This is a genomic window from Vreelandella sp. V005 (genome assembly GCF_052645115.1).
The window spans coordinates 490310-504638 of the sequence record NZ_JBQXYA010000001.1 but is presented as its reverse complement, the minus strand read 5'-3'; the positions used below and the strand labels follow the sequence as shown (position 1 = coordinate 504638).

The 14329-nt window shown below is 54.2% G+C and carries 16 protein-coding genes; 12 read left to right on the top strand and 4 right to left on the bottom strand.

Annotation, left to right across the window (positions count from 1 at the left end; all coding sequences use genetic code 11):
* The first annotated feature begins 45 nt into the window (after positions 1 to 45).
* From ACUN8H_RS02310 to ACUN8H_RS02290, 5 genes are all read left to right on the top strand, one after another.
* Complete coding sequence (locus ACUN8H_RS02310; protein ID WP_445530556.1) at positions 46 to 1035, top strand: lipid A deacylase LpxR family protein; 990 nt, start codon at positions 46 to 48, stop codon at positions 1033 to 1035.
* Between the two features lie 25 nt (positions 1036 to 1060).
* Positions 1061 to 1621, top strand: a complete 561-nt coding sequence (locus ACUN8H_RS02305; protein WP_445530555.1) for a sugar O-acetyltransferase — start codon at positions 1061 to 1063, stop codon at positions 1619 to 1621.
* Between the two features lie 10 nt (positions 1622 to 1631).
* Positions 1632 to 1952, top strand: a complete 321-nt coding sequence (locus ACUN8H_RS02300; protein ID WP_445530554.1) for a hypothetical protein — start codon at positions 1632 to 1634, stop codon at positions 1950 to 1952.
* Positions 1953 to 2053: 101 nt separating this feature from the next.
* Entirely contained in the window at positions 2054 to 2575 is a 522-nt protein-coding gene (locus tag ACUN8H_RS02295) for a DUF421 domain-containing protein (protein WP_445530553.1), read from the top strand.
* 118 nt (positions 2576 to 2693) lie between these two features.
* Positions 2694 to 4805, top strand: a complete 2112-nt coding sequence (locus tag ACUN8H_RS02290; RefSeq protein WP_445530552.1) for a TonB-dependent siderophore receptor — start codon at positions 2694 to 2696, stop codon at positions 4803 to 4805.
* Positions 4806 to 4906: 101 nt separating this feature from the next.
* On the opposite strand, the gene yghU is transcribed toward ACUN8H_RS02290, so the two are convergent.
* Complete coding sequence (gene yghU / locus ACUN8H_RS02285; protein WP_445530551.1) at positions 4907 to 5779, bottom strand: glutathione-dependent disulfide-bond oxidoreductase; 873 nt, start codon at positions 5777 to 5779, stop codon at positions 4907 to 4909.
* A 161-nt stretch (positions 5780 to 5940) separates the two neighbouring features.
* Here yghU and ACUN8H_RS02280 point away from each other — a divergent pair, with 161 nt between their 5' ends.
* Positions 5941 to 6636, top strand: a complete 696-nt coding sequence (locus tag ACUN8H_RS02280) for an aspartate/glutamate racemase family protein (RefSeq protein WP_445530550.1) — start codon at positions 5941 to 5943, stop codon at positions 6634 to 6636.
* On the opposite strand, the gene ACUN8H_RS02275 is transcribed toward ACUN8H_RS02280, so the two are convergent.
* Together ACUN8H_RS02275 and ACUN8H_RS02270 are read right to left on the bottom strand one after the other, a co-directional pair.
* On the bottom strand, positions 6633 to 7067 hold the full coding sequence (locus tag ACUN8H_RS02275; protein WP_445530549.1) for an organic hydroperoxide resistance protein: 435 nt from the start codon (positions 7065 to 7067) through the stop codon (positions 6633 to 6635). The genes ACUN8H_RS02280 and ACUN8H_RS02275 overlap by 4 nt on opposite strands.
* 117 nt (positions 7068 to 7184) lie before the next feature.
* Positions 7185 to 7628 (bottom strand): MarR family winged helix-turn-helix transcriptional regulator, encoded by a 444-nt coding sequence (locus ACUN8H_RS02270; RefSeq protein ID WP_445530548.1) that lies wholly within the window; start codon positions 7626 to 7628, stop codon positions 7185 to 7187.
* Between the two features lie 219 nt (positions 7629 to 7847).
* On the opposite strand from ACUN8H_RS02270, the gene ACUN8H_RS02265 reads away from it, so the two are divergent.
* The 6 genes from ACUN8H_RS02265 (at position 7848) to ACUN8H_RS02240 (ending at position 13451) form a co-directional block, all read left to right on the top strand.
* Positions 7848 to 8921 carry a TRAP transporter substrate-binding protein gene (locus tag ACUN8H_RS02265; protein ID WP_445530547.1) on the top strand — a complete coding sequence of 358 codons (1074 nt, stop codon included), beginning with the start codon at positions 7848 to 7850 and terminating at the stop codon, positions 8919 to 8921.
* A 67-nt stretch (positions 8922 to 8988) separates the two neighbouring features.
* On the top strand, positions 8989 to 9582 hold the full coding sequence (locus ACUN8H_RS02260; protein ID WP_445530546.1) for a TRAP transporter small permease: 594 nt from the start codon (positions 8989 to 8991) through the stop codon (positions 9580 to 9582).
* Positions 9583 to 9584: 2 nt separating this feature from the next.
* A complete protein-coding gene (locus ACUN8H_RS02255; protein WP_445530545.1) occupies positions 9585 to 10865 on the top strand; it encodes a TRAP transporter large permease in 1281 nt (426 codons plus the stop codon).
* A 43-nt stretch (positions 10866 to 10908) separates the two neighbouring features.
* Positions 10909 to 11436, top strand: a complete 528-nt coding sequence (locus tag ACUN8H_RS02250; protein WP_445530544.1) for a gluconokinase — start codon at positions 10909 to 10911, stop codon at positions 11434 to 11436.
* A 99-nt stretch (positions 11437 to 11535) separates the two neighbouring features.
* Positions 11536 to 12531 carry a gluconate operon transcriptional repressor GntR gene (gntR, locus tag ACUN8H_RS02245; RefSeq protein WP_445530543.1) on the top strand — a complete coding sequence of 332 codons (996 nt, stop codon included), beginning with the start codon at positions 11536 to 11538 and terminating at the stop codon, positions 12529 to 12531.
* A 71-nt stretch (positions 12532 to 12602) separates the two neighbouring features.
* Complete coding sequence (locus ACUN8H_RS02240; protein WP_445530542.1) at positions 12603 to 13451, top strand: MOSC domain-containing protein; 849 nt, start codon at positions 12603 to 12605, stop codon at positions 13449 to 13451.
* On the opposite strand, the gene ACUN8H_RS02235 is transcribed toward ACUN8H_RS02240, so the two are convergent.
* On the bottom strand, positions 13405 to 14310 hold the full coding sequence (locus ACUN8H_RS02235; protein ID WP_445530541.1) for a DMT family transporter: 906 nt from the start codon (positions 14308 to 14310) through the stop codon (positions 13405 to 13407). The two genes, ACUN8H_RS02240 and ACUN8H_RS02235, sit on opposite strands and share 47 nt — an antisense overlap.
* Positions 14311 to 14329: the final 19 nt, after the last annotated feature.

Genomic DNA, 14329 nt, shown 5'->3' with positions numbered 1-14329 from the left:
TACATACAATCAACAATGTTTGTTGCCGATCTCAAGGAACGAGTAATGAAAGTAAATCCCCCACTACGATGGCAGCTGCTCCCGATGGTAGCTGCTATTGGTTTGATGCCTATTTTCGCACAGGCAGACGATAGCGTGCTGTCGATTAAGCATGAAAATGATGGCATGGCCAGCAGTGACGATGGCCACTTTACCAGCGGATTCGAGCTCAACTGGGCGTTTGAACCTGACGCACAGAGTTGGACACAGCGCTTAGCAACGGCCTTGCCGGATAGCATTATCGATAACGCGGACATGGCCGCTTTTCGACTGGTGCATCAAATTTATACGCCCAACGATATCGAGCAGCGCAGGCTGATCGAGGATGATCGCCCGTATGCTGGGATCGTTTTTGGTGGCCTTTCGCTGTATGACGATGTGCCGATGGGTAACTGGCGCCAAGCGACGGATCTACATCTTGATATTGGTTTGGTTGGGCCGTCGTCACTGGCCGATAGTATTCAGCGCGAAGTACACCGCATTACTGATAGCGAACGCCCCAACGGTTGGAATAACCAGTTGGGGGATGAAGCCATTGTTAATGTCGCTATGCGCCGCCAGTGGTGGCATAGCAGCCCCTTTATCGGTAAGCAGTTAGCCCATGGCCCTAGCGTCAGCGCCGCTTTAGGTAACCTCTACACCTATGCAAGCGCCGGGTACAGCGTGCGCTGGGGCGACGAAGCCTCCGGGATTCCTACCCTCACACCCAGCCCCGGTAGCCGTCATCACATGACCGGCAAAACAGGATGGCAGTGGTACCTGTTTGCCAGTGTCGATGGTTACTACATGGCGCAAAATCTGACCTTGGATGGTAATACCTTCAGAGACAGCCACTCGGTCGAGCGCAAAGAGTGGGTGGGCGATATTTCCGCTGGCCTGGCATTGGCGTGGGAAGACTGGCAGGTCACTTACGCCGCGGTACAGCGTTCACGTGAGTTCGATGGGCAAGAAGAGCAGGATAAGTTTGGTGCCCTAACGCTTTCAAAGCGCTTCTAGGCGCGTCCACTCAGCAGGCGTATCGATGACCGAGCGCGAAAAAATGCTGGCGGGTGAGTGGTACTCCGCTCAGGACAAAGAGTTGAAGAAGCTGCGCCGTAAGGCGCGGCTAGCCATGCAGGCACTCAACGCGTCTCGCGACAACGCGCCCGAGCGTCTCTCGCTTCTGCAGGCGTTATTACCGAAGGCAGGTGAAGGGCTTTGGATTGAGCCGCCATTCTACTGCGATTATGGTGAACATATCCTGTTAGGCGATAACGTCTTTTTCAACTTTAACTGTGTCGTGTTAGACGTTGCTTTGGTCACGATTGGCAATAACGTGATGCTGGGTCCCAATGTCCAGCTCTACACCGCCACCCATTCACTCGATGCCCAACACCGCCGCAGCGGCTTGGAAGCAGGGCGCCCTATCATCATTGGCGACGATTGCTGGATAGGGGGTAGCGCGATTATTAATCCTGGTATCACCATCGGTGCGCGTAGTGTGATTGGCGCTGGCAGTGTGGTGACCAAAGATATACCCGCCGACGTCTTTGCCGCGGGTAATCCCTGCCAGGTGATCCGCCACTTATCAATGCCTACCTAGGTGCTCATTAATGGCGAATAAATACCCCCATACCCCCGATGGGCGCTATTTCGTTGCTAAAAATCGCCTTTGGCGTTGCACTGACCCGCGTTTAGGTGAAGACGAAAAACGTAGCCATATAAAAGCATTGATGAAAGCCCGCCGAGCGGTACGAACGGCCCAGCAGCAAGAAGATGAAGACGCCCTTCGCCAGGCCCGTGAGGCGGTCCAAGCGGCTAAAGAGGCGCTAGGGGAGCGTGGCCCCGTATGGTGGGATGATAATGCCCCTGATGAAGGAGGCTTGGCCCCACATAACAGCTCCTATGCCGAGTGGTGGAATAACCATCACTAAATGAACTCCGTGGCATATACAACAGGTTCAAGAGTGCTAGCCTGGGCAGTGGGATATGCCGTTGTGTGTATATCGCCAAATAGCCAAGGAGGAGCGTACCAATGGAACTGGTTTTTTTTAACGGGTGGGGCAGTTTGTTTAGGATTTTAGTGATCGGCCTGCTGGCGTACACAACGCTGGTGATTTTTCTGCGCCTATCAGGCAATCGCACACTCTCCAAAATGAATGCTTTTGATTTGATTGTCACGGTAGCGCTCGGTTCTACGCTGGCAACGGTGTTGTTGTCTAAAGATGTGGCGTTGGCAGATGGCGCTGTCGCGATGGGGCTGTTGATTTCGCTGCAATTTATCATCACCTGGACCAGTGTGCGGTTTAGCTGGGTCAGGCGGTTAGTGACCGGCGAGCCATTGATGCTGCTCTACCAAGGTGAGTATTTACCTCATTCCTTACGCAAAGCACGGGTAACGAAAGCCGAAGTGCTTTCAGCCATTCGGGGAAGTGGTGTTAGCGATGTGGCAGCGGTGCAAGCGGTGGTATTAGAAACCGATGGTTCGTTAAGTGTGGTGAAACGTGAAGCCGATAGCCGCCATTCTAGTTTAGAGAGGGTGAGAAGGGCGCCGTAAGCCTGGGTGATGGGCAGTCAGTTGACACACGGTGATGAGATCCCTATATTTGCGCAAATAAAAATCGCTATCATTAATATTTGCGTTAATGATTGCGCACATTTGCTCTAGGATCTCTATGCATACGCCACACTGTCGCTTGTGTCAGCTAACCAGCGCTATTGCGCTTGTCTCTCTGTTTGGTGCCTCAACACCCGTGGTCGCTCAAGAAGAAACCAATACATCGCCTGTTGAACTAGATACGGTCGAAGTCACCGCAGAATCGGCTGGCCAGTTTGGTTATATCGAAATGGAAGAGGCGCCGAGTGTTGGCAAGCTGGACGTGCCAATCAATGAACAGCCCTTTTCCCTGTCGGTAGTTGATGAAGAGTTCATTCAAGACAGCGGAGCCCAAAATATTCAAGAGGCGCTGCTCTATACCCCCGGCGTCAATGCAGGTAACTATGGTTTCGATACCCGTATCGATAGCGCCACAGTGCGCGGGCTCAACGCAGGCCGCTACTTGGATGGCCTACGCCAAATTTATGGTTCGTATAACAGCGTCCGCAGCAATGTGTATGCGTTGGTGAGCGTCGAGGTGCTACGCGGCCCGTCTTCAATGCTATACGGGCAAGCCGATTTAGGGGGCGTCATCAACGGCGTTTCCAAACTGCCTGAAGAGGAGCGTAGAGGCGAGGTGTGGGCGCAGGTTGGCTCTCATAACCGTAAACAGCTGGCGGTAGATGTCACGGGCTCCGCGGATGAAGAAGGTAAATTCTTGTACCGCTTGGTGGCACTGCAGCGCGATAGCGACACTCAGGTAGATCATGTCGAAGATGATGGCTACCTGCTGGCACCGTCGTTTACCTGGCGGCCAAGCGACGATACCAACATGACGCTGTTAATTAATCGCCAGGAAAATACCGGCCAAGTGTCGGCCCAGTTTTTACCCCAGGTAGGTACGCTGGAACCCGGTTCTCAGGGATTTATTGGCTCTGAACGGTTTGTGGGGGAGCCGGGCTGGGATCGTTATGATCGCGAAAAAACCGAAACCACGCTGTTTTTCGATCATCAGTTAAATAACAACTGGGCCTTTGCGGCCACTGCCCGTTATACCGACTCCAGCACCGAAACCCGCGAACACTGGGTAGATATTCCCAGCGTGCCAGATGCCAACGGTGAGGTATCACGGACTATTTTTACCGCTGATGCAGCGACCCAGATTCTGAATCTGGATGCGCGAATGGAAGGCGAGTTCGCGCTAGGGGCAACAAAGCATAAACTCGTTGTCGGGGTAGATCGCCAGGATGCGCGCTGGGAGCAGGACAACTACTTCTCTGGAGCAGGGCTAGGCGGCACTATCGATATCTACAATCCTCAGTACGGTAACCTACAGCTAGGGGCGCTGGACCCTCAGGATCGCCCAGATAATGAAATCGAGCAGATAGGCCTGTATGTCGCGGATCATATTGAACTAGGTCCGGTGGTGTTGTCGGCCGGTTTGCGTCACGACTGGGCAGAAAACCGTACGCTAGCAATTTCCGGCCCGGATATCGTGAGCGATCAAGAAGCCACGACGGGGCGTTTAGGCTTGATGTACCGCTTTGATAATGGCGTATCACCTTATGTCAGCTACTCCGAAGCCTTTACGATGAATCTGGGAACCGATGGCACGGCAGAAGCCAACGCCCTGGATCCCACGACCGGTGACCAGCAGGAAGCGGGAATAAAATACCTCTCGCCCGACCAGTCATTGGCGATCAGTGCCGCTTATTTTGATATCACCCAGCAGAACCGCGTCAGCGATGGCGTCACGCCCGGCGGTGTCGAGCAAACCGGCGCGGTAGTGGATGGTTGGGAATTACAGGTCAACAAGCGCTGGCAGAACTTTGAAACGCAGTTGGCTTATACCCACATGAATGCCACTGACGACACTACCGGTGAGCGCCTGTCTGCAGTAGCCGAAGAGCAGGCTTCCTGGTGGAACCGGCTCTATGTAGGGGATCATTGGCGGTTGGGTGCTGGGGTGCGCTACGTGGGCGATAACGTTGGCTTTGGCGGTTCGCCGGTGGTGCCCTCAAGCACTCTCTATGACGCCATGGTGGGCTATACGATCGACGAATGGGATTTCTCGTTGGACGTTAAAAACCTCACCGACGACGAAACTATTTCCTGGTGTCGATATGAAGGGGGTGACTGCGGTTACGGTGCACGCCGAAATGTGACGGCTAACGTGCGTTATCAGTTTTAATCCTGGCGGAAAGGCAGGTTTAGCCGATACTTGGTCATAAAAAAAGGCCTACGCTAATTCATCGGCGTAGGCCTTTTTTATAGGCTGTGATTAGCGACGCATCACACGTCGTCAGCCAATTTATCTTGCGTGCGAAGTTCGAAGTCGCTGGCATCGTGGCGTTCGTGCAACTGCTCACTGGGTTCGCCCCAGGTGCGGTTCACCATGCGGCCACGTTTAACAGCGGGTCGTTCGTCGATCTCTTCGGTCCAGCGCAGCACGTTCTGGTAAGTATCCGCTTCCAGGAATTCAGCCGCTTCGTAAACGCGGTTTTTGACTAGCGCGCCGTACCAGGGGTGAATGGCCATATCGGCAATGGTGTACTCGTCGCCTGCCATAAAGCGGTTTTCCGCCAAGTGGCGATCGAGTACATCGAGCTGGCGCTTCACTTCCATGGTGTAGCGATCGATTGGATACTGATATTTCTCTGGCGCATAGGCGTAAAAATGGCCAAAGCCGCCACCCAGCATAGGCGCACTGCCCATTTGCCAAAATAGCCAGGAGAGGCACTCAGTTCGCTTTGCCGGGTCGCTGGGTAGGAAAGCGTCAAACTTTTCAGCCAGGTAAAGCAGAATAGCGCCAGATTCAAACACGCGCTGGGGCGGCGTCGTGGAGTGATCCATCAGCGCCGGAATTTTAGAGTTGGGGTTCACCTCGACAAACCCGCTACTGAACTGGTCGCCTTCACCAATTTGAATCAGGTGAGCGTCATACTCAGCGGCTGTCACGCCTTTCTCCAGCAGCTCTTCAAGCATGACGGTGACTTTAACGCCGTTGGGGGTGGCCAGGGAGTAGAGTTGCAGCGGGTGTTGTCCGACCGGCAGTGCTTTATCGTGGGTGGGGCCTGCAATAGGGCGATTGATATTGGCAAATTTACCGCCATTGCCAGGTTCCCATTTCCAAACACGCGGTGGGGTATAGGTGTTATCGCTCATTGGTTCCTCGCTATTAACCGATTATGGGTAATTGCTGGTGTAGGGATGAAGCGTTTCTTTAGGTGACCATAGTAGGGTTATGGGGGTGGTAAAAGGTGCCTGCAAGGGGCAACGGGTAATTAGGCTGTTAATAAAAAAATCGACTTCTTAAGGAGTGTCAGATGCGTGTCATTGGCGTACTGGGCGGTATGAGCTGGGAATCTACCCAAGGGTACTACCGGGCATTGAACGAGGGCGTAAAAGCGGCCCTCGGTGGTTTACATTCCGCCAAGATCGTATTGATCAGTGTCGATTTTGCAGAGATAGAGGCTATGCAGCAGCAGGGTCACTGGGAAGCGGCAGGCGAGCTGCTAGCCAGGACTGCTCAACGCGTCGAAGGCGCAGGCGCTGACTGTCTGCTCATTGCCACCAATACTATGCACAAAGTGGCGCCTGCGGTTGAACGGGCCATTACGATTCCACTGCTGCATATTGCGGATGCTACCGCTGAGCAGTTGCAGGCCGATGGAGTTCGTCGGGTAGGTTTGCTAGGCACTCGCTTTACCATGGAGCAGGACTTTTATATGGGTCGGCTAGAAAATCAGTTTGGTATTGAAGTCGTCGTGCCTAATCAAACCGAGCGCGACATCGTGCACCGAGTGATTTTCGAAGAGCTCTGTCAAGGTCGAATAGACGACGCTTCTCGCCAGCGTTACCTAAAGATTATCGATTCACTTTATGCTCAGGGGGCTCAGGCGGTGATTCTGGGCTGTACCGAAATCGCCATGCTCGTCAGCCAGCAAGACACGCCGGTGCCGCTATACGACACCACCGCTTTGCATGCACAGAAAGCGGTGGCGTGGGCGTTAAGTGATTAAACCAGCGTCAGGGTAACCTTGATATTGCCACGCGTGGCGTTGGAGTAGGGGCAAACGATATGGGCTTTATCGACCAGTTGCTGGGCAACGGCCTGCTCTAAACCGGGTAAGCTGATGTTTAGCTCAACTTCGATACCAAAGCCGGTAGGAATAGCGCCGATACCGACATGCCCTTCGATGTGGGTGTCTTGGGGCAGTTTTACTTTTTCCTGGCTCGCTACGTGCTTCAGGGCGCCTAAGAAGCAAGCCGAATAGCCGGCCGCAAAGAGTTGCTCAGGGTTAGTGCCTTCACCGCCCGCACCGCCTAGCTCTTTCGGTGTGCTGAGTTTTACGTCCAATGCACCGTCTGATGATTTGGCATGGCCTTCGCGGCCTCCGGTAGCGGTAGCATGAGCGCGATAAACAACTTTCTCGATAGTGGTGGTCGTCATTGTAAATCTCCTGTCAGCGTTATTAATTATCAATCTACGCTTTAATTTATCGCAGCTTTATTTTGCGCGCAATATAAATTGACGACTTTTTTTATTGCCTTCGCTTTCCAGCAAAGGTTACTGGCTTTTCTGCAAGTTATCGCGCAACCGCACTAGGTCTTCTTTAAGGGCGGTCAACGCTTCGATCGATTGCTCACTCGCATGCACCACACAGCTAGGAATATGGCCTGCCTTTTCGCGGAGGGCTTTGCCTTTCTCGGTAAGATAAAGCTCGACTACCCGTTCGTCCTGATGGCTGCGTTTGCGATTCAACAACTGGTCTGCTTCGAGGCGCTTTAACAGCGGGGTAAGCGAGCCTGGATCCGTCAGAAGGCGCTTGCTCATGGTGCCTACCGTGATTCCGTCGTTTTGCCATAAGACCAGCATAGCTAGGTATTGCGGGTAAGTAAGACCAAGTTCTTTAAGTAATGGCTTATATACCTTGGTCATCATCAATGACGTTGAGTAGAGCGCAAAGCAGAGCTGATGATCGAGTTCTAGTTCGCTACAAGATGGTTGCACAAGTATCGTTCCGATCCGAAATATGTAGGGTAATGTAGCGCGCGAAGCCGTGAGTGGCTATCCCTAGACGTTGGTCGTAAGTTGGCAGTTTTGTTTTGACACGCTTGGGGCAGCTAGCTAGCCTGCGCTTAGTTAATGTTACCGGTAACAAGCTGCCGACCATTAAATGTGCTTTTTACAAATCACCTTTAACAACAATGAAACTTTGGAGATCACGCGATGACCGCTATTTGGCGCAACACTCTAACCTTGGTCGGTGCGACCACATTGACGTTCGGCATGGCGCATGCCCAGAGCCCGGAGCTCTCTGATCCGCCTGAAATTGAGGGTGAGGTCGTCGGCGACCATGGTTCGCATACGTTGCGTATGGGGATCGGCCTGGCGGAAAGCTCGCCACAGTTCCTTTCTAGCCAATACTTTGGTGAAATTTTGGAGCAACGCACCGACGGCCGTATTACCGTTAACGTTTTTCCTAACAGCCAGTTAGGTGATGACGTTCAAATGCTGGAAATGCTGCAAACCGGCACGCTGGACATGACCTACCCCTCTAGTTCCGCGACGACAGGCTATGTTGAACAGCTCGCTGCTTTCGACTTGCCGTTCCTGCTGCCTAGCCGTGAAGCTGCGGTAGCCGTGATGCAAAGCGATGTTGCCCAGCACATGCTGGACGCCTTTGATGGCACCGGCCTGAAAGCGCTCGCCTTCTCCGAGAACGGCTATCGTCAGCTCTCTAACAGTGCACGCCCGGTGGCGAGCCCTGACGATGTTGCCGGTCTTGACGTGCGCGGTTTGAGCGTTCGCACCATGGAAAACCCAGTGCATTTGGCGATTTGGGAAGCGTTAGGCGCAAACCCAACGCCCATGGCGTTTGGTGAGCTTTTCTCTGCGATGGAACAGGGCGTAGTGGATGGTCAGGAAAATCCCTGGAGCACCATCCTGACCTCTAACTTCAATGAAGTGCAGGATTATGGCACCGAAACGCGTCACGTCTATACTCCCTTTATCATGATGCTTTCTGAGCGTACTTGGGATCGCATGGCGCCTGAGTATCAGGAGCTGGTGCTGGAAGCAGCGCGTCAGTCTGCCGAGTATGAGATTCAACTGTCGGCAGAGTACGATGACTGGTCGCGTGACCAGCTAGCAGAGCGGGGTATGGAAATTACCCGCCTGGATGACGAGCAGTTAGCCGCTTTCCAGGATGCCGTTCAGCCGGTTTATGAAGAGTGGGCGCCGCGCATTGGTGAAGACCTGATCGCTGACATTCAAAAGATCGTTGAAGAGAGCAGCAACTAAACCTTACGTTTAGCGCGCCACCGGGCAGGCAACTCGCCTGCCCGGCGGCAGTGCTACTGGAGTTCCTATGTCACTCTCCTCTACACCCTCTCAACACGCTACGCCGATTGAAGACCCTTCGGTGTATCTGGACGACCCCAACCGCAAACTCTTGGAAATCGATACTGATACCCGCCAAGGGCCAGCGTTATTTCGTTGGCTTACCCTAGGCATGGAGTATTTGATCGGCACTATTTTAGTGGCGTTGATTGTGTCCGTTTCCTGCAACGTGGTAGGTCGCGCGCTGTTTAATTACTCACTGCCCTGGGCGGATGAGCTGGCGCGTATGTTGTTTATCTGGTTGGTGTTTATCGGTGCCGCCGCGGCGTTTTCCCGTTATGAACACATTGCCGTTGACGCACTGGTACGACGCTTGCCGCTGCGCTTGGCGCACATGCTCTATCTGCTCCAGCATATGATCATTACCGGTCTCATGGTGGTCATGATCTGGGGTGGCTACCAGGTGTTGTCCCGCTCCAGCGGGCGTTCGGCGATCATGGATGTGCCACTCAGTTTCATCAGCTTATCGCTGGTGCTGTGCGTCATTTTTATTGCAGTGGTGTCGACGTGGCGGATGTGGGTCAGTCTGAACGTTATTCGCCATCCTGAGCAGGAGCGTTAATCATGCTATGGATTTTTCTGGCTATTTTATTTGCCTCTATCATTATCGGTTTGCCCATTGCCTTTGGTTTGGGGGTTGCCGCGTTAGTCATGGCGGTGCTCTCCGATATTCCGCTGTCGATTATGATCGAACAGTCTATTCGTGGGGTGAATAGCTTTCCGCTGTTGGCGATTCCGTTCTTTATTCTCGTCGGTGAGGTAATGAGCAATGGCGGTATCGCCCGCCGCTTGATGGAACTGGCCGGCGCAATGGTCGGCTTTATGCGCGGTGGGTTAGGGCAGGTGGCCATCACCGGCTCGATGTTTTTTGGCGGTATCAGTGGGTCAGCCGTGGCCGATACGGCTGCTACTGGCGCAATGATGATTCCCTCCATGAAAGAGCAGGGCTATACAGCGGCTAATGCTACTGCGATTAATACCGTCTCGTCGGTGATCGGGATCATTATTCCACCGTCGATTCCATTGATTCTCTACGGCATCGTCACCGAAACCTCAATTAGCCGACTGTTTATTGCGGGTATTGTCCCTGGCTTGTTAATTGGTTTCGCCCTGATGGTGACCACTTATATTCTTGCCAAAAAGGATGGCGGCGGCGTACAGCAGTTCCGTTGGGATCGTCTCTGGAAAGCCTTCAAAGATGCCTGGCTTGCCCTGGTGCTACCGGTCATCGTGATTGGCGGTATTATTGGCGGTGTGTTTACGGCCACCGAAGCGGCCGTGGCAGCACTGCTTTATGCGTTGGCCATTTCGTTAGTGATTTACCGGGAATTCAAGCTCAAAGAGCTCGGCGGCATGCTTATTCGTACGGCCCGTTTGACCGGTATGGTAATGATGCTGCTGGCATTCGCCACGGTCATTGCTTGGTTCTTGACCATCAATATGGTGCCGCAAACCCTGGTCAGCCAAGTGCAGGCGATTACCCAAGACCCCTTCATGCTGCTGCTGATTGTGGCAACGTTGCTGCTGCTGGTGGGCTTCGTAATGGACTTGACCCCGGCCATGGTCATTATGGCGCCTATGCTGGCGCCCATTGTGACCTCGGTAGGTGTGGATGCCGCTTACTTTGGCGTATTAATGGCGTTTGTGTTAGGGATTGGGCTGCTCACCCCGCCGGTAGGTACCTGCCTGTATGTAGGTTGCGGCGTGGGTAAAGTCTCGATGGAGTCGTTGGTCAGAGCGATGCTTCCGTATTACGCCGCTCTCCTGGTCGTGCTGGTGATCCTGATCGCCTTTCCTGGCCTCGTGACCTGGCTGCCTGATCTTACCGCCGTGCGCGGCAATTAAGGTACTTCAATTAAGGTACTTGGTAATGAATAGGAGAGCTTCTGTGAAGACCCTCTCGCATCGTATTTTAGTGATGGGTGTGTCTGGTTCGGGAAAGTCGCACATTGGTCGTCAGTTGGCGCAAACCGTTGGGGCGACCTTCATTGACGGGGACGATTACCATTCGCCTGCCAATGTTGCCAAAATGGCCAGTGGCACCCCGCTCAATGACGACGATCGCAGCGAGTGGCTGGGAACACTGGCGGCGTTGATCGCCGACTATCGGGCGCGGGATGCGTCGCTGGTGATTGCCTGTTCAGGGTTGAAAAAGCGCTACCGTGACCGGCTGCGCCAAGGCGACTCAGAGCTGCAGATCCTCTATTTAGAGGGGACACAAACACTGTTGCTGCAACGCTTGGAAACCCGTGCAGGGCACTTCTTCAAGGGCGATACCATGTTAGCCAGTCAGTTGGCTGACCTAGAACCGCCGGATGAAAAGGAGGCGTTTAACGTTTCAATAGCGTTGTCACCGATGCAAATCGTCGATCAATTTGCTGCCACGCTGCTGCTTCCCACCCGCACACCAAGCTAAAGAGAGATAGAAAGATAAGAGATAAAGAGTTAGGTAGTGAGGCCGCCGAATAATCAAAGGCGGCCTCATTGCTCCTTCACCGTAAAAGGCAGCCTTCCCTTGAAGAAGAAACGCCCCACCCTGCAGGACATTGCTGACCACGTGGGGGCTACCAAAATGACGGTCAGCCGCTGTCTGCGTGACCCTGAAACGGTGTCTGAAGGCCTACGGGAACGTATTTTCTCGATTGCCGAGCAGATTGGCTATATCCCCAACCGCGCCCCCGATCTGCTTTCCAGGGCCACCAGTCATTCGATTGGCGTGCTGGTACCGTCGCTTACCAACCAAGTATTCGCTGATATCATTGTCGGTATAGAGGCGTTAACCGAACCAGCGGGCTATCACCTCATGCTCTCGCACTATGGCTATAGCCCAGAGCTTGAAGAGCGCAGCCTGGCTTCATTACTCTCTTATAACGTTGATGGCGTTATCCTCTCTGACCGTGATCACACGCCGCGTAGCCTGCGTATGCTGGAAACCGCCGGCATTCCGATTGTTGAAATCATGGACACCCATCGTCCTCCACTTCAACAGGCCGTGGGCTATGACAACGTACAAGCCGCGTACGACATGGTTAGCGAGATGATTCTGCGTGGCCGACGTCAGGTAATTTACCTGGCAGTGCGTCTGGATGAACGTACCCGTCAGCGTGAGCTCGGCTATCGTCGCGCCATGGAAGAGCATGACTTAACCCCGGTGACACTGCAGAGCACCCAGCGCTCCTCTTACAGCGTGGGGGCCGCGCTGCTCAAGCAGGTGTTAGTCGACTACCCAGAGGCGGATGGCCTGTTTTGCACCAATGACGACGTTGCCGTAGGCGCCTACTTCGAATGCCAGCGGCGCGGTATCGAGGTGCCCGCGCGCATGGCGCTAGCGGGCTTTCATGGTCACGACGTGGGGCATGTGATGACGCCACGCCTTGCCAGCGTAGTGACACCGCGCCAGGCGATTGGCGAGGCCGCTGCAGGTGAGCTACTGGCGCGCATTCGTGGTGAGTCACTGACCCAGAAAATTGTCGATTTAGGCTACCGTATAGAAACGGGCATGACGCTGTAGCGCTTGTCATCGAGTAGCCGCTAACGGCGTAAATGACTAAAGTAGCCTTTTACTTTGGTTGCGAGGCCACCGTGCAGATCACACAACTCACTATCTACCCCGTCAAGTCGCTAAAAGGCATCAACGTTGATCACAGCGAGCTGCAGGAACATGGGCTGGCCTGGGATCGTCGTTGGATGCTGGTCGATGCGCATCAGCGATTTATTACCCAGCGTCAGTTGCCAGCGCTCGCGACCATCGAGGTCGCCCTCACCGATGAACATTTGGTGCTTTCACACCCTCGCGTCGAATCACTGCATATTCCGTTGGCGGAGCCTGAAGGGAATTTGCGCCTGGTCAGCGTGTGGAACGATCACTGTAAAGCCCTGCCGGAAAGCGAGTCCGTCACTCATTGGCTGGTGGCTGCCTTGGGCGAACAGGCGCAAGGGCTTAGCCTGGTGCGTTTTGCAACGGAATTTACCCGAGCAGTCGAAGAGGATTTCCTTGAGGGGGGCGCAGCGCACACCTATTTTGCCGACGGCTACCCGTTTTTAATCACCACAACGGGATCATTGGATGCACTGAATCAAGCGTTAGTGGCAGGGGGAAACGCCCCCATACCCATGAACCGTTTTCGGCCTAACATAGTAATAGCAAGCGACGAGGCGTGGGCTGAAGATTGCTGGGCCTCTGTTTCTGAGCAAAACGGGACCTTTCAGCTAGCCCTGCGTAAACCTTGCAAACGCTGCAAAATCACCGCTATCGACCAGCATACGGCGGCGGTGCCTGCCCCCGCTGAGCCGCTCAAAACCTTGATTGAGCTAAATACTCAGCCCAGCTTGAAAGGCGCTCACTTTGGCCAAAATGCCACGCTACTGAGTGACGCTGGCAGCATTATTCGTGTGGGGGATACGCTGGTGCCCGAATCCCGCGACGCCTGACGCGCAGGAGCTTTGTCGCGATGGCCGTGCCGATCAGGGTAATGTTCATTCCGGCAATAATCTGCAGGTTGAGCGTTTCACCGAGCAGTAGATAGCCCCATATCAGCGCGCTCACCGGGACTAAAAAGGTGACGGTCGATGTGGCAGTGGCACCCGCGCTGGCGAGTAAGCCAAAGTAGAGCAGGAAAGCCAGCGTCGTACTCAAAGCGGCCAGTGCCAGCGCATTTCCCCACGCCAACGGGCTGACGGGCTCGCTTGGCCAGAGCAGAAGGCCGGGAACCAGCAATACCAAGGCCGACATGGCGCTGCTGCCGGCAGCCAGTACCCGTGTAGGTAGGTGACCAAGGCGCGTTTTGGAATAGTTGCCTGCAATGCCGTAGCAAAACGTAGCGCCCAGCACGGCCAAAATAAACCAGCCGTCGCCGCCCAGGGCGAAATCGAGCCGATCCGCTGAAAGCACATAAACCCCGAGCAGCGCCAGGGCGAGGCCTAAATACTGCTGGCGCTGTATCGCGGTGGCGAAAAACAGCGCGCCAATCAGCGCGGTAAAAATTGGTGTCGTGGCGTTGATTAACGAGGTAAAGCCCGCCTCAAGGCGAGTGGTTGCAAGTGCCAGTAGTGAAAAGGGCAGCACGTGATTGACCACGCCCAGAAACAGCAATGGCCCTTTATGCTGCCAGATAAGGCGCAAATAATGCAGGCTGAGCAATAGTGGCATCAACAGTAGGGCGCCAACCCCCATCCGTACGAGCACTAACGGTACTGCGCCGAACTCGGGAGCGGCGACGCGCATAAAAATAAAGGAAAGGCCCCACAGCGAAGAGAGCAGTATCAGACGCAGCGCATCAGCCGACGACATGGCGAATCCTTAACAGTAA

Excerpts from the sequence above, each read along its gene's own strand:
- yghU (WP_445530551.1), bottom strand. The coding sequence starts at position 5,779 with ATGAGCGATAACACCTATACCCCACCGCGTGTTTGGAAATGGGAACCT.
- ACUN8H_RS02255 (WP_445530545.1), top strand. The coding sequence starts at position 9,585 with ATGCTATGGATTTTTCTGGCTATTTTATTTGCCTCTATCATTATCGGT.
- ACUN8H_RS02260 (WP_445530546.1), top strand. The coding sequence starts at position 8,989 with ATGTCACTCTCCTCTACACCCTCTCAACACGCTACGCCGATTGAAGAC.
- ACUN8H_RS02305 (WP_445530555.1), top strand. The coding sequence starts at position 1,061 with ATGACCGAGCGCGAAAAAATGCTGGCGGGTGAGTGGTACTCCGCTCAG.
- ACUN8H_RS02295 (WP_445530553.1), top strand. The coding sequence starts at position 2,054 with ATGGAACTGGTTTTTTTTAACGGGTGGGGCAGTTTGTTTAGGATTTTA.
- ACUN8H_RS02280 (WP_445530550.1), top strand. The coding sequence starts at position 5,941 with ATGCGTGTCATTGGCGTACTGGGCGGTATGAGCTGGGAATCTACCCAA.
- ACUN8H_RS02310 (WP_445530556.1), top strand. The coding sequence starts at position 46 with ATGAAAGTAAATCCCCCACTACGATGGCAGCTGCTCCCGATGGTAGCT.
- ACUN8H_RS02265 (WP_445530547.1), top strand. The coding sequence starts at position 7,848 with ATGACCGCTATTTGGCGCAACACTCTAACCTTGGTCGGTGCGACCACA.
- ACUN8H_RS02300 (WP_445530554.1), top strand. The coding sequence starts at position 1,632 with ATGGCGAATAAATACCCCCATACCCCCGATGGGCGCTATTTCGTTGCT.
- ACUN8H_RS02275 (WP_445530549.1), bottom strand. The coding sequence starts at position 7,067 with ATGACGACCACCACTATCGAGAAAGTTGTTTATCGCGCTCATGCTACC.
- ACUN8H_RS02235 (WP_445530541.1), bottom strand. The coding sequence starts at position 14,310 with ATGTCGTCGGCTGATGCGCTGCGTCTGATACTGCTCTCTTCGCTGTGG.
- ACUN8H_RS02290 (WP_445530552.1), top strand. The coding sequence starts at position 2,694 with ATGCATACGCCACACTGTCGCTTGTGTCAGCTAACCAGCGCTATTGCG.